The sequence below is a fragment of the Streptomyces sp. NPDC053431 genome, assembly GCF_044544925.1.
Lineage (GTDB): Bacteria > Actinomycetota > Actinomycetes > Streptomycetales > Streptomycetaceae > Streptomyces.
The window spans coordinates 41,413-61,207 of record NZ_JBITXX010000013.1 but is presented as its reverse complement, the minus strand read 5'-3'; the positions used below and the strand labels follow the sequence as shown (position 1 = coordinate 61,207).

General features: G+C 73.4%; 21 protein-coding genes. 3 read left to right on the top strand and 18 right to left on the bottom strand.

Features of this window, described 5'->3' with window-relative positions; genetic code table 11:
- Positions 1 to 253 precede the first annotated feature (253 nt).
- The 7 genes from ACIGXE_RS26855 to tsaB all read right to left on the bottom strand — a co-directional run bounded on the left by ACIGXE_RS26855 (position 254) and on the right by tsaB (position 5,528).
- The gene (locus ACIGXE_RS26855; protein ID WP_399751574.1) at positions 254 to 1,459 is read right to left on the bottom strand and encodes an RNA polymerase sigma factor; all 1,206 of its coding nucleotides are present in this window, start codon (positions 1,457 to 1,459) and stop codon (positions 254 to 256) included.
- A 104-nt stretch (positions 1,460 to 1,563) separates the two neighbouring features.
- Positions 1,564 to 1,929: a YciI family protein gene (locus ACIGXE_RS26850; RefSeq protein WP_399751432.1), complete on the bottom strand. Its 366-nt coding sequence runs from the start codon at positions 1,927 to 1,929 to the stop codon at positions 1,564 to 1,566.
- A 200-nt stretch (positions 1,930 to 2,129) separates the two neighbouring features.
- Positions 2,130 to 2,981, bottom strand: coding sequence for a polysaccharide deacetylase family protein (locus ACIGXE_RS26845; protein ID WP_399751431.1), 852 nt, complete (start codon positions 2,979 to 2,981; stop codon positions 2,130 to 2,132).
- 46 nt (positions 2,982 to 3,027) lie between these two features.
- The gene (locus ACIGXE_RS26840; RefSeq protein ID WP_399751573.1) at positions 3,028 to 3,270 is read right to left on the bottom strand and encodes a hypothetical protein; all 243 of its coding nucleotides are present in this window, start codon (positions 3,268 to 3,270) and stop codon (positions 3,028 to 3,030) included.
- A gap of 23 nt (positions 3,271 to 3,293) precedes the next feature.
- The gene (gene tsaD / locus ACIGXE_RS26835) at positions 3,294 to 4,394 is read right to left on the bottom strand and encodes a tRNA (adenosine(37)-N6)-threonylcarbamoyltransferase complex transferase subunit TsaD (protein ID WP_399751430.1); all 1,101 of its coding nucleotides are present in this window, start codon (positions 4,392 to 4,394) and stop codon (positions 3,294 to 3,296) included.
- A complete protein-coding gene (gene rimI / locus ACIGXE_RS26830; RefSeq protein WP_399751572.1) occupies positions 4,384 to 4,854 on the bottom strand; it encodes a ribosomal protein S18-alanine N-acetyltransferase in 471 nt (156 codons plus the stop codon). The genes tsaD and rimI overlap by 11 nt, the downstream gene beginning before the upstream one ends.
- A gap of 17 nt (positions 4,855 to 4,871) precedes the next feature.
- Positions 4,872 to 5,528, bottom strand: a complete 657-nt coding sequence (gene tsaB / locus ACIGXE_RS26825) for a tRNA (adenosine(37)-N6)-threonylcarbamoyltransferase complex dimerization subunit type 1 TsaB (RefSeq protein ID WP_399751429.1) — start codon at positions 5,526 to 5,528, stop codon at positions 4,872 to 4,874.
- 109 nt (positions 5,529 to 5,637) lie between these two features.
- On the opposite strand from tsaB, the gene ACIGXE_RS26820 reads away from it, so the two are divergent.
- Positions 5,638 to 6,204, top strand: a complete 567-nt coding sequence (locus tag ACIGXE_RS26820; protein ID WP_399751428.1) for a L,D-transpeptidase — start codon at positions 5,638 to 5,640, stop codon at positions 6,202 to 6,204.
- A 521-nt stretch (positions 6,205 to 6,725) separates the two neighbouring features.
- Here ACIGXE_RS26820 and tsaE read toward each other — a convergent pair.
- The 7 genes from tsaE to ACIGXE_RS26785 all read right to left on the bottom strand — a co-directional run bounded on the left by tsaE (position 6,726) and on the right by ACIGXE_RS26785 (position 14,245).
- On the bottom strand, positions 6,726 to 7,226 hold the full coding sequence (gene tsaE / locus ACIGXE_RS26815) for a tRNA (adenosine(37)-N6)-threonylcarbamoyltransferase complex ATPase subunit type 1 TsaE (RefSeq protein ID WP_399751427.1): 501 nt from the start codon (positions 7,224 to 7,226) through the stop codon (positions 6,726 to 6,728).
- A 14-nt stretch (positions 7,227 to 7,240) separates the two neighbouring features.
- Positions 7,241 to 8,380 (bottom strand): alpha/beta fold hydrolase, encoded by a 1,140-nt coding sequence (locus ACIGXE_RS26810; RefSeq protein ID WP_399751426.1) that lies wholly within the window; start codon positions 8,378 to 8,380, stop codon positions 7,241 to 7,243.
- Between the two features lie 78 nt (positions 8,381 to 8,458).
- The gene (gene alr, locus ACIGXE_RS26805) at positions 8,459 to 9,610 is read right to left on the bottom strand and encodes an alanine racemase (protein WP_399751425.1); all 1,152 of its coding nucleotides are present in this window, start codon (positions 9,608 to 9,610) and stop codon (positions 8,459 to 8,461) included.
- A gap of 90 nt (positions 9,611 to 9,700) precedes the next feature.
- Positions 9,701 to 11,149, bottom strand: a complete 1,449-nt coding sequence (locus tag ACIGXE_RS26800) for an NAD(P)H-hydrate dehydratase (protein ID WP_399751424.1) — start codon at positions 11,147 to 11,149, stop codon at positions 9,701 to 9,703.
- 68 nt (positions 11,150 to 11,217) lie between these two features.
- Positions 11,218 to 11,586 carry a holo-ACP synthase gene (locus ACIGXE_RS26795; RefSeq protein WP_399751423.1) on the bottom strand — a complete coding sequence of 123 codons (369 nt, stop codon included), beginning with the start codon at positions 11,584 to 11,586 and terminating at the stop codon, positions 11,218 to 11,220.
- Positions 11,587 to 11,602: 16 nt separating this feature from the next.
- Positions 11,603 to 13,450: a glutamine--fructose-6-phosphate transaminase (isomerizing) gene (glmS, locus tag ACIGXE_RS26790; protein ID WP_399751422.1), complete on the bottom strand. Its 1,848-nt coding sequence runs from the start codon at positions 13,448 to 13,450 to the stop codon at positions 11,603 to 11,605.
- A 39-nt stretch (positions 13,451 to 13,489) separates the two neighbouring features.
- Positions 13,490 to 14,245 (bottom strand): hypothetical protein, encoded by a 756-nt coding sequence (locus ACIGXE_RS26785; RefSeq protein WP_399751421.1) that lies wholly within the window; start codon positions 14,243 to 14,245, stop codon positions 13,490 to 13,492.
- 189 nt (positions 14,246 to 14,434) lie between these two features.
- On the opposite strand from ACIGXE_RS26785, the gene coaA reads away from it, so the two are divergent.
- Positions 14,435 to 15,433 carry a type I pantothenate kinase gene (gene coaA, locus ACIGXE_RS26780; protein WP_399751420.1) on the top strand — a complete coding sequence of 333 codons (999 nt, stop codon included), beginning with the start codon at positions 14,435 to 14,437 and terminating at the stop codon, positions 15,431 to 15,433.
- A gap of 2 nt (positions 15,434 to 15,435) precedes the next feature.
- Positions 15,436 to 16,380 (top strand): DUF389 domain-containing protein, encoded by a 945-nt coding sequence (locus ACIGXE_RS26775; protein WP_399751419.1) that lies wholly within the window; start codon positions 15,436 to 15,438, stop codon positions 16,378 to 16,380.
- Positions 16,381 to 16,536: 156 nt separating this feature from the next.
- Here the strand turns inward: ACIGXE_RS26775 and glmM are convergent, their stop codons facing one another.
- The 4 genes from glmM to ACIGXE_RS26755 all read right to left on the bottom strand — a co-directional run bounded on the left by glmM (position 16,537) and on the right by ACIGXE_RS26755 (position 19,720).
- The gene (gene glmM / locus ACIGXE_RS26770; protein ID WP_399751418.1) at positions 16,537 to 17,895 is read right to left on the bottom strand and encodes a phosphoglucosamine mutase; all 1,359 of its coding nucleotides are present in this window, start codon (positions 17,893 to 17,895) and stop codon (positions 16,537 to 16,539) included.
- A gap of 212 nt (positions 17,896 to 18,107) precedes the next feature.
- Positions 18,108 to 18,620, bottom strand: coding sequence for a 30S ribosomal protein S9 (gene rpsI / locus ACIGXE_RS26765; RefSeq protein WP_399751417.1), 513 nt, complete (start codon positions 18,618 to 18,620; stop codon positions 18,108 to 18,110).
- A gap of 44 nt (positions 18,621 to 18,664) precedes the next feature.
- Positions 18,665 to 19,108, bottom strand: coding sequence for a 50S ribosomal protein L13 (gene rplM, locus ACIGXE_RS26760; protein WP_399751416.1), 444 nt, complete (start codon positions 19,106 to 19,108; stop codon positions 18,665 to 18,667).
- 204 nt (positions 19,109 to 19,312) lie between these two features.
- Positions 19,313 to 19,720 (bottom strand): winged helix-turn-helix transcriptional regulator, encoded by a 408-nt coding sequence (locus ACIGXE_RS26755; RefSeq protein WP_399751415.1) that lies wholly within the window; start codon positions 19,718 to 19,720, stop codon positions 19,313 to 19,315.
- Positions 19,721 to 19,795: the final 75 nt, after the last annotated feature.

Here is a 19,795-nt window from a genome sequence, read left to right as displayed (position 1 = left end):
CGAGCCCCCACCCGTCCGCGCTGCCCACCGCCCGTCCGCAGGCCCCGACCGCCCGCGCCGGCCGGCACCCCGTCCGCGGGCCCCGGGCCCGCCCGCGCCGCCCAGCGCCCCGCCCCCGAGTCCCCACCCGTCCGCGCTGCCCACCGTCCGTCCGCAGGACCCGGCCGCCCGCGCCGGCAGCACCCCGTCCGCGGGCTCCGGGCCCCCCGCGCCGCGCCGCCCACCGCCCCGTCCGCCGCGGGCCCGGCCCCGCCTACTCCCCCGCTCTCGCCGCCCTCTCCCTCAGCAGGGCCCTCTCCCGCTCGTTGCGGGTGAGGGCGGCGGCGCGTTCGAATTCCGCGCGGGCCTCCGTCGTGCGGCCCAGGCGGGACAGCAGGTCGCCGCGGACGCTCGGCAGCAGGTGGTAGCCGGACAGGGCCGGTGCGTCGGCCAGGGCGTCGACCAGGGCCAGGCCCGCCTCCGGGCCCTCGGCCATGGACACGGCGACCGCCCGGTTGAGCTCCACCACCGGGGAGGGCGCGACGGCGGCGAGCCGCCCGTAGAGCGCGGCGATGGTCTGCCAGTCCGTCTCCTCGTACGTGGCCGCCCGCGCGTGACAGGCGGCGACGGCGGCCTGCAGCGCGTACGGGCCGTTCGCGCCGCCCGCCTCGACGGCCCGCTCCAGGGCCGCGAAGCCGCGCCGGATCAGCAGCCGGTTCCACCGCCGCCGGTTCTGGTCCGCGAGCAGCACCGGCTCCCCGTCCGGCCCCGTCCGGGCCGCCGTCCGCGAGGCCTGGATCTCCAGCAGGGCGGCGAGTCCGTGGACCTCGCCCTCCTTCGGCATCAGCGCGGCGAGCTGCCGGGCGAGCCGCAGCGCGTCCTCGCACAGGGCGGGGCGGAGCAGGTCGTCGCCGGCCGTTGCCGCGTACCCCTCGTTGAAGATCAGGTAGATGACCTCCAGGACCGAGCCGAGCCGGGCCGCCCGGTCCGCCCCGTACGGCACCTCGAAGGCGACCCCCGCCTTCGCGAGCGTCCGCTTGGCGCGCACGATCCGCTGCGCGACCGTCGGCTCGGGCACCAGGAACGCGCGGGCGATCTCGTCCGTGCGCAGTCCGCCGACGAGCCGCAGGGTCAGCGCCGTACGGGCCTCGGCGGAGAGCACCGGGTGGCAGGCCGTGAAGACCAGCCGCAGCACGTCGTCGTCGATGTCCCCGGGCCCGGAGGGCTCGGGGTCGTACGCCTCCTCCACGAGCTCGCGCCCGGCCTCCGCGAGCTTCCGCGCGTACGTCTCGCGGCGCCGCACCAGGTCGACCGCGCGGTGCTTGGCCGTGGCCGTCAGCCAGGCCCCGGGCCGGTCCGGGACGCCCGACTCCGGCCATTGCTCCAGGGCGGCGACGAGCGCGTCCTGGGCGATCTCCTCGGCGATCCCCACGTCACGGACGATCCGCGCCACGGTGGCGATGATCCGGGCCGACTCCATCCGGAAGACCGTGTCCAGGGTGCGCCGGACCGCGTCCCTGCTGTCGGTGCGGTGTGCCGTCACGCTTCACATGACAGCACACCGCACCGACAGCGCACCCGGTCTCAGCCGCCCGGCATCTCCTCGACCTCGCGGACCTCCAGGCCCACGGTCCAGTGCGGCGGGTGGACCTCCAGGAAGCGCTTCCCCCACTCGAGCGCCTCGGCCATGTCCTTGCACTGCAGCATGGCGTAGCCGCCGACGACCTCCTTGGTCTCGGTGAAGGGGCCGTCGGTGTACGACAGCTTCCCGTCCTGCCAGGTGATCCGGGTGCTCTCGGCGGTGGGCTTGAGCCCGGCCGTGTCGACCATGGCGCCGGCCTTGGTGATCTCCTCGAAGAGCGCGCCCATGCGCTCCTCGAAGCCGGGGTCGGCGGACGCCATGTCGATGGTGTTCTCCTCGATGCGCACGAGCGACAGGTAGCGGGGCACGGTGACTCCTCGGGTGCGGTGGCGGGGCCGTTCCCCGCCTTCCCACTCATACGTCGATCGGGAGGGCCCCGCATCGACACCACTCCGAGGTTTTTTCCGAGGGTCCTTCGGGGGGTCCTTCCGGGGGTCTTCCGCGGGCCTTTCCGGGGGCCTTTCCGGGGGCTTTCCGGGAGTTCTCCGAGCCGGCCTCCGGCGGCGTCCTAGAGGTAGTCCTCCAGGCGCGCCACGGTGAAGCCCTGCTCCTGGATGTGCCGCAGCAGGTTGGCCGTCATCTGCGTCATCGTCCGGCCCTTGAGCTCGGACGGGCCCCGGAAGTGGGCCAGGATGATGTCGCCGGGGTGCAGCTTCCGGTCGCCGCGCTGGTACTGCATGTTCTGGATCTGCATGGACTCGCGCCACAGCACGATCGCGTCCAGGCCGCACTGCCCGGCGGCGGCCCGGGTGGCCTCGTTCCAGTTGCCGTACGGCGGGCGGAAGAGCCGCGGCCGCTTCCCGTACTCGGCGGTGAGCCGGTCCTGCTGGCCGCATATCTCCCGGCGCTGGGCGTCCGCCGAGAGGGTGCGCAGGTTGGGGTGGGTGAGGGTGTGGTTGGCGACGCCGTGGCCCTGGGCGACCAGCGGGTCGAAGTACCGGTAGTCGGCGCGGATCGCGGAGTCGGTGAGGAACATCGTCACCGGCACCTTGAGGTCCCGCATCATCGCGAGGAACTCCGGGTCCTTCTCCGCGCCGTCGTCGATGGTGATGAAGACGATCTTCTCGTCCGTCGCGATGTCGCTGACGACCGGGACGGGTTGGCCGGCCGCGCGCGTGACGGGCTTCTTCGCGGGCGGGGCCGGCGGGGGCGCCAAGGGCTTCAGGCCCCACTTCGCGTAGGCGGCGGGGCGCGGGTCCCGGGTCGCCGGAACGCCGGGGGCCCCGGTCCCGGTCCCGGCCGAGGGGGTCACGGAGCCGGACGTCGAGGCGGCCGGCGCGTCGGCGTCGGCGGTCGTGCAGCCGGTCGCGAACAGAGCCACGGCGGTCAGCGCCGCCCACAGCGCGAGGGTCTTCTTCACGCGCTGTGGGATGCCCGAGGGGAACGAAAGGTTGCTTCCGGTACGACTATCCGACCGATTCGAAGCGCCAGCGGTGCACCGGACGGGAGATCAGGGCCGGGTCGGGCTCCGGCAGCTCCGGCAGCTCGGCGTCGAGTCCGTCCGGCGTCTCCCACCAGGTGAGGACCAGGACCCGGTCCCCCGGCGCCCGGAAGGTCTCGCGGCGCAGCGGCTCGACCGGCAGCTCCCGCGCCCGCGCCCAGGCGAGGAGTTCGGCGCCGCGGCCCTCGGCCGCGCGCGCCTCCCACATCAGGGTCACCGTGGTCACGGCCGTCACGGGTAGAGGTTCTCCTTGCTGACCTCGTGCACGTGGTCGTGGGCGTGCGCCGCCCCGGGCACGTGCGACTCGGTCACCGGCAGCGAGGAGTCCGCCGACAGCTCCAGGTCGGACGCGGCCCGCCCGCGCGCGACCATCTCGGCGCCGAGGGCGGCGACCATGGCGCCGTTGTCGGTGCACAGGCCCGGCCGCGGCACCCGCAGCCGGATGCCGGCCCGCTCGCAGCGCTCCTCGGCGAGGGCGCGCAGGCGCGAGTTGGCGGCCACGCCGCCGCCGATCATCAGGTGGTCCACGCCCTCGTCCTTGCAGGCGCGTACGGCCTTGCGTGTGAGCACGTCGACGACGGCCTCCTGGAAGGACGCGGCGACGTCCCGGACCGGCACCTCCTCGCCCGCGTTCCGCTTGGCCTCGATCCAGCGGGCCACGGCGGTCTTCAGACCGGAGAAGGAGAAGTCGTAGGCGGGGTCCTTGGCGCCGGTCAGACCGCGCGGGAACGCGATGGCGGCCGGGTCGCCCTCCTTGGCCAGCCGGTCGATCACCGGGCCGCCCGGGAAGCCCAGGTCGAGCACGCGGGCGATCTTGTCGAAGGCCTCGCCGGCGGCGTCGTCGATGGTCGCGCCCATGGGCCGCACGTCGGCGGTGATGTCGCTGGAGAGCAGCAGCGAGGAGTGGCCGCCGGAGACCAGCAGCGCCATCGTCGGCTCGGGCAGCCGGCCGTGCTCCAGCTGGTCGACGCAGATGTGCGAGGCGAGGTGGTTGACGCCGTAGAGCGGCTTGCCGAGGGCGTACGCGTACGCCTTGGCCGCCGACACCCCGACGAGCAGCGCGCCCGCGAGGCCGGGCCCGGCGGTGACGGCGATGCCGTCGAGGTCCTTGGCGGAGACCCCGGCCTGCTTCAGGGCGCGCTCGATGGTCGGGACCATGGCCTCCAGGTGGGCGCGGGAGGCGATCTCGGGCACGACGCCGCCGAAGCGGGCGTGGGTGTCGACGCTGGAGGCGATGGCGTCGGCGAGCAGGGTGGTCCCGTGGACGATGCCGACGCCGGTCTCGTCGCAGGAGGTCTCGATGCCGAGTACGAGCGGTTCGTCAGCAGCCATCTGAATCAGTCTCTGTTCCTTGAACGGTGTGTCGCATCACGAGCGCGTCCACGTTGCCGGGCTGGTAGTAGCCGCGGCGGAAGCCGATCGGCTCGAAGCCGAAGCGCTCGTAGAGCTTCTGGGCCCGGGTGTTGTCCACGCGCACTTCGAGCAGCACCTCTTCGCACTCGAAGGAGGTCGCCGCCTGCAGGAGGTCGGTGAGGAGCCGGGCACCGAGACCGGTGCCCCACTGGTCGCGGGCGACGGCGATGGTCTGCACGTCGCCGAGGCCGCCGGCGGCGGCCAGTCCCGCGTAGCCGACGAGCCGGCCGGCCCCGTCCTCGGCCACGACGTAGTGCCGGGTCGCGCGCGGCCCGCGGGCGTGCGCGAGCTCCGACCAGAACATCCCCTCCGACCAGGCGTCCTCGGGGAAGAGCTCGGCTTCGAGCGCGAGCACGGGAACCAGGTCCCACCAGCGCATCTCACGGAGCACGGTCGTCACTTCGGAGTGACCACCTTGTAGTTCTTCGGCACCTGGGCGTCGGGGCGGCGCAGGTACATCGGCAGCGGGTCGAGGAAGCCCTCGGCGCCCGCGGCCAGCTTCTCGGCCGCGAGGGCGGCGAGCGCGGCGGCCGACTGGTGCTCGGGCTTCCGGGCGTCCGGGAACGCCTCCGGGTAGAGCGCGGCGCCCGCGCCGACCACCGGCAGCCCGGCGAGCTCCTCGGCGATGTCCGCGGGCCGGTCGACGGACGCGTCCGTCACGCGCGTACGGAAGTCGTCGTAGCGCGCCCAGTAGACCTCCTTGCGCCGCGCGTCGGTGGCGACGGCGAAGGGCTCCTGGATGCCGGAGGCGTGGGCGAGCCCGTCGAGGGTACACAGGCCGTGCACGGGCACGCCGAGCGCGGAGGCGAAGGTGGCGGCGGTGACGAGGCCGACGCGCAGTCCGGTGTACGGGCCGGGGCCGACCCCGACCACGAGCCCGGTCACGGCGTCGAGGGCCGACCCGGCCTCCTTCAGGACGCGGTCGACGGCGGGCAGCAGCAACTCCCCGTGGCGGCGCGCGTCGACCTGGCTCGACTCGGCGACGACGGAGTCGCCGTCGTGCAGGGCGACGGTGACGGCGGGTGTGGCGGTATCCATGGCGAGCAAGAGCACGCGAACAGCCTACGGGGCCGGAGCGGCGGGGGCGGCGCCCCGGCGGCGGGCAGCGGCGGCTGCTACGGTCGGGCACCGATACGTACGTACGACAGAAGGTGGGCGCACGGTGGGACGGAGCAGCTCGGGATTCGTGGCCGGGCTCACCGCGGCGGCCCTCGCCGCGGTCGGTTTCCTCGCCTATCAGGCCTCGGCCTCGGCGCCGTCGCCGGCGGAGCTGGCGGCGCGGCCTACGACACCGAGCACGGCGCCCTCGGCCGCGGCGAGCGACCGGCCGAAGCCGCCGAAGGACCCGCTGGCGCTGCCCGCGGGCTCCGGCACCGGCGAGCGGGTGGTGTACGCGCTCAGCGAGCGCCGGGTGTGGCTGGTGAACGCGAAGAACCAGGTCACGCACACCTTCTCGGTGATGCCGAGCACGGTGTCCCCGGCGCCCGGCGCGTACGCGGTGACCTCCCGGTCCGGTGCGGTGCGCGGCTCGGACGGGGTGCAGATCGAGCACGTCGTGCGGTTCGCGACGGTCCAGGACGTGTCGATCGGCTTCAGCGCGGCCGTGGACGGCTCGACGCCGACGCCGGACCCGTCCCGTAAGACGGGCGGCATCCGGATGAAGCGGGCGGACGGCGACGCGTTGTGGACCTTCGCGGCGATCGGCGCGAAGGTCGTCGTCGTCGCCTAGGCTCCGTCCGGCTCTGATCCGTCGGGCGGACCACGGACCGACCGCGGACAGACCATGGGGACCCCGAGCGGGCCCGGCTCTGAGCCGCCGGACAGGCCGCGGGCAGGCCCCGGGGCCCCGAGCGGGCCCGGCTCCGACACGTCGGACGGACCACGGACGGACAGTCCACGAACAGACCCTGGGGACCCCGAGCGCGCAGGCCGCCGGGACACCTTCCGGCCGTGCCTCGGCCGGGGGTGGCTCAGGCGGCCTCGTCGCGTACGGGCTCGGGCTCCTCGTGTTCCGAGGGCTCGGGGCGGCGCGGCGGGGTCGACACCGCGCTCGCCGCGGCGCACGACGCCAGCAGGTCTCTCATCGGGACACTGTCCGCGGTGCGGTCCTCGCGCTCCGGCGTCGCCATCCATGCCTCCCGTAGGTTAGGTACACCTAACCAGCTCGTGCATCCATGTCACCACGCCTCGGAGCACCCGCGCAACATTTTCCCGACAGGTTGTCGGAACCTACGTACGTTCGGCGTACGGTCAGGCCAGCGCGAGGTCCTCGGCCGCCCAGCGGGCGCCGATGCCGTTGAGCACGACGGTGCGCCGGTCGTCGTCGGCGTCCTCCGCGTTCCCCACCACCCGGTGGATCAGCACGTGCAGCCGGTCGTCGGTCAGGTCCTCGACCTTGCCGTCGCCCCACTCGACGACGACCACCGAGTCCGGCAGCGACACGTCGAGGTCCAGGTCCTCCATCTCGTCGAGGCCGCCGCCGAGCCGGTACGCGTCGACGTGCACCAGCGCCGGGCCGCCGACCAGGGACGGGTGGACGCGGGCGATGACGAAGGTCGGCGAGGTGACGGCGCCGCGCACCCCCAGGCCCTCGCCGAGGCCGCGGGTCAGCGTGGTCTTGCCGGCGCCGAGTTCGCCGGTGAGCATCACGAGGTCGCCGGGGCGCAGCAGCTCGGCCAGCCGCCGGCCGAGCTCCTGCATCCGTTCGGGGGAGTCCACTTCGAGGGTGGCCTGGGTGTGCGGAGTGTCCATGTCCGCCAACTTACCTATCGGCGGACGGGGACCGCTCCCACCCTCCCGAGCAGGTCGGCGATCCGGTCGGTGACCGCCTCCGGGTGTTCGAGCATCACCAGGTGCCCGGCGTCGGGCACGATGACCAGCTCCGCGTCCGGCAGCAGATCGGCGATGGCCTCGGTGTGCGAGCTGGGCGTGACCAGGTCGTGGTCGCCGGCGAGGGCGAGCACCGGGAGCTCGCGGAAGGCGGCCAGGGCGGCCGCCTTGTCGTGCTCGGCGAACGCCGGATAGAACTCGGCGACGACGTCGATCGGGGTGGACTCGATCATCCGCTCGGCGAACCGGGCGACGGCCGGGTCGACGTCCTTCGAGGAGAACGAGTACTTCTTGATCAGCCCGGCGAACAGGTCGGCGGTGGCCCGCCGGCCCCGCTCCACCAGCTCCGCCTGCGAGCCGAGCGCCCGGAGCACGCCGGGCAGCACCCGGCGCACCACGTTGACGCCGGCGGTCGGCAGCCCGTAGTTGACCTCGCCGAGCCGGCCGGCCGAGGTGCCCACGAAGCCGACGCCGACCACCCGCTGCCGTACGAGGTCCGGGAACAGCTCGGCGAGGGCCATGATCGTCATGCCGCCCATGGAGTGCCCGATGAGGACCAGCGGCCCCTCGGGCGCGGCCGCGTCGATGACGGCCTTGAGGTCGCGCCCCAGTACGTCGATCGAGACGGGCACCGCGTCCGGGCCGGACTGGGCGACCCCGCGCGCGGAGCGCCCGTGGCTGCGCTGGTCCCAGTGCACGGTGCGGACCAGCCCGCGCAGGGCGGCCCGCTGGAAGTGCCAGGCGTCCTGGTTGAGGCAGTAGCCGTGGCTGAGGACGACGGTGACCGGGGCGGGCTCCCTGCGCCCGAAGAGGCGTCGCCTGCGGGGCCCGGCCACCTCGGGGTCGATCTCGTCGACCTCGTAGTAGAGCGCGGTGCCGTCCTCGGCGAAGGCCCGCCCCGGCGTGCCGCGCAGGGCGCCGTACGGGCCCTCGGCGTCGAGCGCGAGCCGCGCCTTCTCCCGTACCGAACGCCCCACCGTCAGCCGCTCGACGGCGACGCCGGCCGCCGCTCCGGCGGCCAGCACGCCTATCGCGGCACCGGCCCAGCCGGCGCGCCGCCAGGTCTCGTCGCCCACGCCGGCCCTCCCTCCCTGAGTTCTGCTCGCGTACTCGCCTGTCCGCCAGTCCGCCTGCTCGCCTGTCCGCCTGTCCGCCTACTCGCCCACGTAGACGCGCGGGACGCGTGCGCCGATGCGCGTGACGATCTCGTACGCGATGGTGTCGGCGGCCTCGGCCCAGTCCTGGGCGGTCGGTTCGCCCCCGTCGCCCGGCCCGAACAGCACGGCCTCGGCGCCCGGCTCGGGTGTGTCGCCGTCGAGGTCGACGACGAACTGGTCCATGGCGACCCGGCCCGCGACGGTCCGGATCCGGCCCCCGACCAGGACCGGCCCGCGCCCGGACGCGTGCCGCGGGATCCCGTCCGCGTACCCCACCGGGATCAGTCCGAGCGTGGTCTCGCCGGGGGTCGTGTAGTGGTGCCCGTACGAGACGCCGTGGCCGCCGGGTACGTGCTTGACCAGGGCCACGGTCGCCTTGAGCGACATCACGGGCCGCAGCCCGAACGCGGCGGAGGGTCCGACCGCCACCGGATCGGGTGACACGCCGTACATGGCGATGCCGGGCCGGACGAGGTCGAAGTGGGCCTCGGGCAGCGTGAGCGTGGCGGGCGAGTTGGCGATGTGCCGCACCTCGGGCTCGACGCCGGCCTTCTCGGCGTGGTCGAGCATCGTCCGGAAGACGTCCAGCTGCGCGGGGATCGACGGGTGGCCGGGTTCGTCGGCGCAGGCGAAGTGCGACCACAGTCCGGTGATCTTCACGAGGCCCTGCGCCTCGGCCTTGAGGGCCTCGCCGACGAGTTCGGGCCAGTCGGCGGGCTGGCAGCCGTTGCGGCCGAGGCCGGTGTCCGCCTTGAGCTGGATCCGCGCGCGCCGGCCGGTCCGGCCCGCGGCCTCGACGACCTCGCGCAGGGCCCACATCCCGCTCACGGTCATGTCGAGCCCGGCCTCGATGCCCTCGTCCCACGGGTCGCCGGGGGTCCACAGCCAGCACAGGATCCGCGGCTCGGTCAGCCCGGCCGCGCGGAGGGCCAGGGCCTCCTGGGGGGTCGCCGTGCCCAGCCACGTCGCGCCCGCGGCCAGTGCGGCGCGGGCGCAGGGGACGGCCCCGTGTCCGTACGCGTCGGCCTTGACGACGGCCATCACCTGGACGTGGGGCGCGACGCGGGCGCGCAGCGTGCGGACGTTCGCACGCAGCGCGCCGAGGTCGATCTCGGCGCGGGCTCGGCGGGTCTGTGCTGTCTGAGTCATCGCGCCCAGTCTCTCAGGTATCGCCCCCCACCCCACGTAACCCCGGTGTAGCCCACCTCACCTCACCCCTCGCGGGGCGCCTCCCGAGGGTCAGGGGGTGGTGGTGTCGTGCCAGGTTGCGGGGAGGGCGGTGGCTACGTCGGTGGCGGTGATCGGGGCCGTTCCGCCCGACGCCCGGCGGGCCGCGAGGCCGTGGAGGTAGGCGCCTACGGACGCGGCGTCCAGGGCCCCCAGGCCCGCCGCCAGGAGGGAGCCGGTCAGGCCGGAGAGGACGTCGCCGCTGCCGGCCGTCGCGAGCCAGGACGTGCCCGTGGGGTTCACCCGGACCGGCCCCGCCCCGCCCGGCCCGCAGATCAGCGTCGTCGAACCCTTGAGGAGGACGGTCGCCCCGTACCGCCCGGCGAGTTCGCGGACCGCCGTCAGCCGGGCCGACTCGACCTCCTCGCGGGACGCGCCGAGCAGCGCCGCCGCCTCCCCCGCGTGCGGGGTGAGCAGCGTGGGCGCGGTCCGCGCCTTGACCGCCTCCGGCGGCAGGTCGCGCAGCCCGTCCGCGTCCACCAGGACGGGCACGTCCGAGGTCAGCACCTCCGGCACGCCGGGCCCGTCACCGAGCCCCGGCCCGACGACCCACGCCTGGACGCGCCCCGCCTTGTCCGGGGGCCCGGCGTGCACCAGCGTCTCGGGATGCGCCGCGATCACGGCGTCGCCGGCCGGACCGACGTACCGCACCGCGCCCGCGCCGCCCCGCAGCGCGCCCTCGACGGCGAGGACGGCCGCGCCGGGGTAGCGGGCGGAGCCGGCCACGATGCCGACGACTCCGCGCCGGTACTTGTCGCTCTCGGCGCCGGGCACCGGCAGCAGCCGGGCCACGTCCTCGTGCTGGAGCGCCTCCAGATCGGGCACCGAGGGCAGGGTCGCGTCGAGTCCGATGTCGACGAGCCGCAGCGCGCCCACGTACTCGCGCGCCGGATCGACGAGCAGCCCCGGCTTGTACGTGCCGAAGGTGACCGTCGCGTCGGCCCGCAGCGCCTCACCCCTGACCTCCCCGGTGTCCGCGTCCACGCCGCTCGGCAGGTCGACGGCCACCACGACGGCGTCGGAACCACGCGCCGCCCGCGCCACGGGCACGGCCTCGGGGCGCAGCCCGCAGCGCCCGCCGATGCCGGTGATCCCGTCGAGGACCAGATCGGCGGCGGCGAGCGCGTCGTACGGGTCGTCGTGCGCGCCGACGACCCGCCCGCCGGCCGCGCGGAGCGCCCCGAGCCCGCCCTCGTGGGCGCGGGCGCCGAGCAGGACGGCGGTGACCCCGGCGCCGCGCCGGGCGAGCCGGGCACCGGCGTACAGCGCGTCGCCCCCGTTGTCGCCGCTGCCGACGAGCAGCACGACCCGCGCCCCGTACACCCGGCCCCGCCCGAGCAGCGAGAAGCACGCGGCGGCGAGCCCGGCGGCGGCCCTCTGCATCAACGCCCCTTCGGGCAGCCGCGCCATCAGCTCGGCCTCGGCGGCCCGTACGGTCTCCACGCGATAAGCGGTACGCATGGCACCCACCCTGGCGGCTCGGCCCGCGCCGCGCCACCTCCACCGCGGACACGGAGGAGCCGCGCGGCTCAGCCCTCCGCGATCACCACCGCCGACGCCACTCCCGCGTCATGGCTGAGCGACACGTGCCAGTGCCGTACGCCCAGCTCCGCGGCCCGCGCCGCGACCGTGCCGCGGACCCGCAGGCGCGGCTGGCCGGTGGTCTCGACGTACACCTCGGCGTCCGTCCAGTGCAGATTGCCCGGTGCCCCGAGGGCCTTCGCCAGGGCCTCCTTGGCGGCGAAGCGGACCGCAAGGGAGGCCGGGCCGCGCCGTTCGCCGCTCGGGAGCAGCAGCTCCCGTTCGACGAACAGGCGCTGCAGCAGTCCCGGCGTACGCTCCAGCGAAGCGGCGAAGCGGTCGATCTCCGCCACGTCGATCCCCACCCCGATGATCATCTGCTCACTGCCTCACTCACTCCACCGTCACGGACTTGGCCAGGTTGCGCGGCTGGTCGACCTCGTTGCCCCGGGCCGTCGCCAGTTCGCAGGCGAACACCTGCAGCGGCACCGTGGAGACCAGCGGCTGGAGCAGCGTAGGCGTGGCCGGGACGCGGATGAGGTGGTCGGCGTACGGGACGACCGTCTCGTCGCCCTCCTCGGCGATGACGATCGTGCGGGCGCCGCGGGCCCGGATCTCCTGGATGTTGGAGACGATCTTGTCGTGGAGGACGGACCGCCCGCGCGGCGAGGGGACGACCACGACGACCGGGAGGTCCTCCTCGACGAGCGCGATCGGCCCGTGCTTCAGCTCGCCCGCCGCGAAGCCCTCGGCGTGCATGTAGGCGAGCTCCTTGAGCTTGAGCGCGCCCTCCAGGGCGACCGGGTAGCCCACGTGCCGGCCGAGGAACAGGACGGTGTCCTTGTCGGCGAGGGACCGGGCGAGCTCGCGTACCGGCTCCATGGTCTCCAGGACCCGCTCGACCTCGTCCCCGATCCGGGCGAGCTCGCGGACGACGGCGTGGATCTCGTCGCCCCACTGGGTGCCGCGCACCTGGCCGAGGTAGAGCGCGAGCAGGTAGCAGGCGACGAGCTGGGTGAGGAAGGCCTTCGTCGAGGCGACGGCGACCTCGGGGCCGGCGTGCGTGTAGAGCACGGCGTCGGACTCGCGCGGGATGGTCGACCCGTTGGTGTTGCACACGGCGAGGACCTTCGCGCCCTGCTCGCGGGCGTGCCGCAGCGCCATCAGGGTGTCCATGGTCTCGCCGGACTGGGAGATGGCGATGACGAGGGTGCGCTGGCCGAGGATCGGGTCCCGGTAGCGGAACTCGCTCGCCAGCTCGACCTCGCAGGGGATGCGGGTCCAGTGCTCGATCGCGTACTTGGCGATGAGCCCGGCGTGGAAGGCGGTGCCGCACGCGACGACGACGATCTTGTCGGCCTCGCGGAGCACGGCGTCGGGGATGCGCACCTCGTCGAGGCGGAGGCGCCCGTCGGCGCCGATCCGGCCGAGGAGGGTGTCGGCGACCGCCTTGGGCTGCTCGGCGATCTCCTTGAGCATGAAGGAGGCGTAACCGCCCTTCTCGGCGGCCGAGGCGTCCCAGTCGATGTGGTACGACCGTACGTCGGCGGGCGCGCCGTCGAAGTCGGTGACGACGACACCGTCACGGGTGAGCTCGACGACCTGGTCCTGGCCGAGCTCGATGGCCGAGCGGGTGTGCGCGATGAAGGCGGAGACGTCGGAGGCGAGGAAGTTCTCGCCCTCGCCGACGCCCACGACCAGCGGGGAGTTGCGCCGGGCGCCGACGACGACGTCCGGCTGGTCGGCGTGCACGGCGACCAACGTGAAGGCACCCTCCAGCTGCTTGCACACCAGGCGCATGGCCTCGGCGAGGTCGCCGACGGAGGAGAACTGCTCGGCGAGCAGATGGGCCACGACCTCGGTGTCCGTCTCGGACAGCAGGTCGTGGCCCCGGTCGGCGAGCTCCGCCCTGAGGGTCGCGAAGTTCTCGATGATGCCGTTGTGGACGACGGCGACGCGGCCCGCGTTGTCGAGGTGCGGGTGCGCGTTCGCGTCGGTGGGGCCGCCGTGGGTGGCCCACCGGGTGTGTCCGATGCCGGTGGACCCGCTCGCCAGCGGGCGGTCCACCAGCTCCTTCTCCAGGTTGACGAGCTTCCCGGCCTTCTTGGCCGCGGCGAGCCCTCCGTCGGAGAGCACGGCGACTCCCGCCGAGTCGTAGCCGCGGTATTCGAGCCGCTTGAGGCCCGCGATCACCACTTCGAGCGCCGACTGACCGCCGACGTAGCCAACGATTCCGCACATGGCGGCAGCCTACGGCCGAACGGCCCCGACCGGCCGGACTCAGCGCAGCTTGGCCGCCTGCGCGTCGACCAGGGCCTTGGGCATCTCCTTGACCTTGCCGCTGAGGCTCAGGGTCATGAAGCCGGCGAGGTTGTTGCCCTTGCGGAAGACGACCAGGTTGGCGATGAAGGGCTTGCCCTCCATCTTCGTGGTGAGCGTCCAGGCCAGGGCCTCGTCGCCGGCGGTCACGCTCTCCGGGGCCACCTTGGCGACCGTGGTCCTCTCCCCGCTCGCGAGCAGGGTGAAGCCGCCCGCGCAGTCGGTCCCGGCCGTCTTCAGGGCGGCGAAGGTCTGCTGGGCGCCCGCACCGGCGTACGAGCCGAGGGTGACGGTGGTGGCGGGCGTGGCGAGCACGCCGAGGGCGTTCTCGGGGGTGGCGGCGGAGTCCTTCGAGGGGACCTTGACGGCCTTGCGCCTGGCGCTGGCGCCCGGGCTGCCGGGGGCGACCCCGGACAGGGCCTCGGCGAGCGGCTCGCACGCCGGCTTGTCGGCGCTGACGTCCCCGGGGTTCAGCAGGTCCCCGGCCTCGGCCTTCTTCACCTGGTAGCCCTGGACGTCCGCCTGCGCCACGACCAGCTTCTCCAGCTCGGCGGCGGACAGCGCCTTCACGTCGGGCTTGGCCGCCGCGGAGGCGGAGGCGTCGGCCTTGCCCGAGTCGTCGGTCTTCTTCTCCTCGCCGCCGCACGCGGTGAGGAGGAGGGCCAGGGAGGCGGCGGTCGCGGCGACGGCGGTACGACGGAACAGGGTGGCGCGCATCTTCCAACTCTCGACTCGGGTCCGTAAATCCGTGCGAACTCTATCCGTGCGTCCCGGCGCCACCCCCACGGCTGCCGCCCGCGGACCCCCTCCCCGGACCGCCGAGGCCGCGCCCCTCTCCACCCCCCGACCCCGCCACGTGACCCACCCCACCCCCCACGGGCGCCCCACACCCACGACAATGGCGGGGTGATCACTTCGCCGCCACGAAGCCCCAACGGAAACGGCGCCGGTTCCCGGCGGGTCGCCGAGCCGACGCCGTACGTCGACCTCACGCGGGCCGAGTGGAGCGCGCTGCGGGACAAGACCCCGCTGCCGCTGACCGCCGACGAGGTCGAGCGGCTGCGCGGCCTCGGGGACGTCATCGACCTCGACGAGGTCCGCGACATCTACCTGCCGCTGTCGCGCCTGCTGAACCTGTACGTGCAGGCCACCAGCGGGCTGCGCGGCGCGCTGAACACCTTCCTGGGCGAGAAGGCCGAACAGCGCGGCACCCCGTTCGTCATAGGGGTCGCCGGCTCCGTCGCCGTCGGCAAGTCGACCGTCGCCCGGCTCCTCGAGGCGCTGCTCGCGCGCTGGCCCGAGCACCCGCGGGTGGAGCGGATCACCACCGACGGGTTCCTGTACCCGATGGAGGAGCTGAAGGCCCGCGGGCTGATGTCCCGCAAGGGCTTTCCCGAATCGTACGACCGGCGGGCGCTGACCCGGTTCGTCGCGGACGTCAAGGCGGGCAAGGACGAGGTCACCGCACCCGTCTACTCGCACCTCATCTACGACCGGGTGCCCGACGAGCGCCTCGTCGTGCGCCGCCCGGACATCCTGATCGTCGAGGGGCTCAACGTCCTGCAGCCCGCCCTGCCGGGCAAGGACGGGCGCACCCGGGTGGGTCTGGCCGACTACTTCGACTTCTCCGTGTACGTGGACGCCCGCGCGGAGGACATCGAGCAGTGGTACCTCAACCGGTTCCGCAAGCTGCGCCAGACCGCGTTCCAGGACCCCTCCTCGTACTTCCGCCGCTGGACCCAGGTCTCCGAGGAGGAGGCCCTCGACTACGCCCGCACGATGTGGCGGACCGTCAACAAGGTGAACCTGCTGGAGAACGTGGCGCCCACCCGGGGGCGGGCGACACTCGTCGTGCGCAAGGGAGCGGATCACAAGGTGCAGCGACTCAGCCTCCGTAAGCTCTGACCGTGCTGCACCTGCGACTGATCGTTCCGCCCGACCGGACCGAGGCGGCCGTCGCCCTCGTCGAGCGGACCGTCGGCACCACCCACCTGGTGGTGCTGCCCGGCGCCGCCCGCGAGCCGGCCGGGGACCTCGTGCTGTGCGACGTGGCGCGCGAGGCGGGGCAGGAACTCCTCCACGGGCTGCGCGAGCTGAGGATCGATCAGGACGGTTCGATCGCCGTCGACAACATCGAGCTGTCGCTGTCGGCGCGGGCCACCGCCGCCGAGGAGGAGGCCCCGGGCGAGGCCGCCGACGCGGTGATCTGGGAGCAGCTGACCGACGCCACCCACGAGGAGTCGACGCTCACCATCACCTACAGCGCCTTCATGATCCTGGCGACCATGATCGCGGCCTGTGGTGTCGTGCTCGACAACGCGATCCTGATCGTGGGCGCCATGGCGGTGGGGCCGGAGTTCGGCCCGCTCGCCGGCATCTGCACGGGGATCGTGCGGCGCGCCCCGAAACTGGTGCTGCGCTCCTCGTACGCGCTGCTCGTCGGCTTCGCCGCGGCGATCGTCGCGACGACGGTGTTCAGCCTGGGCATGGACGCGCTCGGCCTGTTCAGCGTGGAGCAGCTCGACGGGCCGCGCGCCAACACCAGCTTCATCTGGAAACCCGACCCGTTCTCCTTCGTCGTCGCCCTGCTCGCGGGGGCGGCCGGTACCCTCTCGCTCACCTCGACGAAGTCGGGGGCGCTGATCGGGGTGGCGATCTCCGTGACGACGGTCCCGGCCGGCGCGAACGCCGCCGTGGCGCTGAGCTACGCCCAGTACTCCCAGATGTGGGGCTCCGTCGAGCAGTTGCTGCTCAACCTGACCGGCATCATCCTCGCCGGCACCGTCACGCTGTTCGGGCAGGTGCTGCTGTGGCGCACCCAGCGCGGCCGCTGGACCCGCAAAGGCAGGTAGCCCCGGACGGGCCCCAGGGCCGGTCCGGCGGCGCGGACCCGGTCATGATCCACCGGACGGGCGCCGGCGGGGGAAGCTCCGGCGGGCGCCTGCCGGAACGCCGTCGGCCCCCGTCCCGGACGTACCGGAGCGGGGGCCGACGGCGTGTCGTCCGGTCTAGCCGAGGGCCGACTTCACGACGTCCGCGAGGCGGCCGGCCACCGACCGGGCCTGCTCGATGTCCGCCGCCTCGACCATGACCCGGACCAGCGGCTCGGTGCCGGAGGAGCGCAGCAGGACGCGGCCCGTGGTGCCCAGCTCGCGCTCGGCCTCGGTGACCGCGTGGGCCAGCTCGGCGGAGGTCGCCACGCGCGACTTGTCCACGTCCGGCACGTTGACCAGGACCTGCGGCAGCCGCTCCATGACCGCGGCCAGCTCGGCGAGCGACCGGCCGGTGGCGGCGACCCGGGCCGCGAGCATCAGACCGGTCAGGGTGCCGTCACCGGTGGTGGCGTGGTCGAGCACGATGACGTGGCCGGACTGCTCGCCGCCGAGGGCGTAGCCGTGCTCCTTCATCGCCTCCAGGACGTAACGGTCGCCGACCGCGGTCTGCACCAGCGAGAGACCCTCCCGCTCCATCGCCAGCTTGAACCCGAGGTTCGACATGACGGTGGCGACGACGGTGTCGCCGCGCAGCGTGCCGGCCTCGCGCATGGCGAGGGCGAGGACGGCGAGGATCTGGTCGCCGTCGACCTCGGCACCCGTGTGGTCCACGGCCAGGCAGCGGTCGGCGTCGCCGTCGTGGGCGATGCCGAAGTCGGCCTGGTGCTCGACCACGGCGGCCTTGAGCAGGTCGAGGTGGGTGGAGCCGCAGCCGTCGTTGATGTTGAGGCCGTCCGGCTCGGCGCCGATGGTGACGACGGTCGCGCCGGCCCGGGAGAAGGCCTCGGGCGAGACGCGGGCGGCGGCGCCGTGCGCCTCGTCGAGGACGATCTTCAGCCCGTCGAGCCGGTTGGGGAGCACGGCGATCAGGTGGGCGACGTACTTGTCGAAGCCCTCGTCGTAGTCGCGGACCCGGCCGACGCCCGCGCCGGTCGGACGGTCCCAGGGGGCGCCGGTGCGGTGCTCCTCGTAGACGGCCTCGATGCGGTCCTCCAGCTCGTCGGCGAGCTTGTGCCCGCCGCGGGCGAAGAACTTGATGCCGTTGTCGGGCATGGCGTTGTGGGAGGCGGACAGCATGACGCCCAGGTCGGCGCCGAGCGCGCCGGTCAGGTAGGCGACGGCCGGGGTCGGCAGCACGCCGACGCGGAGCACGTCGACGCCCGCGCTGGCGAGGCCCGCGACGACGGCGGCCTCCAGGAACTCTCCGGAGGCGCGCGGGTCGCGCCCCACCACGGCGGTCGGCCGATGGCCCTCGAAGGTGCCCGCCTCGGCGAGCACGTGCGCGGCCGCGACCGACAGGCCGAGCGCCAGCTCCGCCGTCAGGTCGGCGTTGGCCACGCCGCGCACTCCGTCCGTGCCGAAGAGTCGTCCCACAGCTGTCCTCCGAAAGTGCTCCGAGAATGCGATCCCCTGCACGGCTGATGCCCGTTCTCCGTCCGAGCCGCGCAGCAGGTGCTCACGTGTGTGCCCAGCATGATGACCGGGTCCTGCCCAAGATTATGAAAGCAAGGTGTGAAAATGCCGTACGCCCCGGCAGCACGGGCAGTGCCGCCGGGGCGTACGGACAGAAGCAGCCGAGCAGGCGATTAACGCTTGCTGTACTGCGGGGCCTTGCGGGCCTTCTTGAGACCGGCCTTCTTGCGCTCGACCGCACGGTCGTCGCGGGAGAGGAAGCCGGCCTTCTTCAGCGGGCCGCGGTTGTTCTCGACGTCGGCCTCGTTGAGGGCGCGGGCCACGCCGAGGCGCAGGGCGCCGGCCTGGCCGGACACGCCGCCACCGGCGATGCGGGCGATGACGTCGTAGCGGTTGTCGAGCTCGAGCACCTTGAAGGGCTCGTTGACTTCCTGCTGGTGCACCTTGTTCGGGAAGTAGTCCTCGAGGGTGCGACCGTTGATCTTCCACTTGCCGGTGCCCGGAACGATCCGGACGCGGGCGATGGCGTTCTTGCGACGGCCCAGGCCGGCGGCCGGCTGCGGGTCGCCGAAGCGGGAGGCGAGGGACTCGGACGTGTAGTCGCCCTCGACAACCTCGGTCTCGGTGGTGTACTCCTCGACGCCCTCGTACTCGTCGACGGGGGTCTCGGGGGTGGTCTCGGCCACGATGCTCCTCAGATTTCTTTCGTTCTTAGGGGGTGTGGCCGGAACTACTGCGCGACCTGGGTGATCTCGAACGGGACCGGCTGCTGGGCAGCGTGCGGGTGGTTCTCGCCCGCGTAGACCTTCAGCTTCGAGAGCATCTGACGGCCCAGGGTGTTCTTCGGGAGCATGCCCTTGACGGCCTTCTCGACGGCCTTCTCGGGGTTCTTGTCCAGCAGCTCGTCGTAGCGGACCGAGCGCAGACCACCCGGGTAGCCGGAGTGGCGGTACGCCATCTTCTGGGTCTTCTTGTTGCCGGACAGGTGGACCTTGTCGGCGTTGATGATGATGACGAAGTCGCCCATGTCCATGTGGGGGGCGTACACGGGCTTGTGCTTGCCTCGCAGGAGGGTCGCGGCCGTGGTCGCCAGACGGCCCAGGACGATGTCCTGCGCGTCGATGATGTGCCACTGGCGAGTGACATCGCCGGGCTTGGGGCTGTACGTACGCACTTCGTAGCCTTCGCTTCTTCAGTGGATGGAGTCCAGACACACCTGAAGCGATCATGCAGCTGGGGCCTGCACTGCCGGGAACTCCGCCCGTATGCGAGCCACTGGTAACTGCTCCAGGGAACTTGCGTAAGGGCTCTTTCGCGTGAGAACGACGAAGCCAATACGCATACGAAGCAGAAGCGTACCCGGGCTCCCCCGAGCGGGTCAAAACGCGTCGGCGCCCCGGTCGTACGCCTCCCGCGCCGAGGCCACCTCCTCGATGTGCCCGTCCGCCCACTCCTTCACGGCCCGCACCACCGGCAGCAGGCTCGCGCCCAGCGGGGTCAGGGCGTAGTCCACCCGCACCGGCACGGAGGGAGTGACCGTGCGGGCCACCAGCCCGTCCCGCTCCAGGCCCCGCAAGGTCTGCGTGAGCATCTTCTGGCTGATCCCGGCGACCGTGCGCCCCAGCTCGGCATAGCGGCGCGGGCCGTCCGCGAGGGCGTTCAGGAGGAGCGTGACCCACTTGTCGGAGAGCCGGTCGAGCAGCTGCCGGGCGGGGCACTCGGCGAGGTACGCGTCATAGGCCCGCCGGGCCTCCTCCCGGCGCTGGGCGGCGGTACGGGTGCCCATCGGCACGCTCCTTCCGGTGCGGTACGCACTCCCGGGTACGTCCTTCCCGAGGGAGCGTAGCTCTCCCTAGGTTCG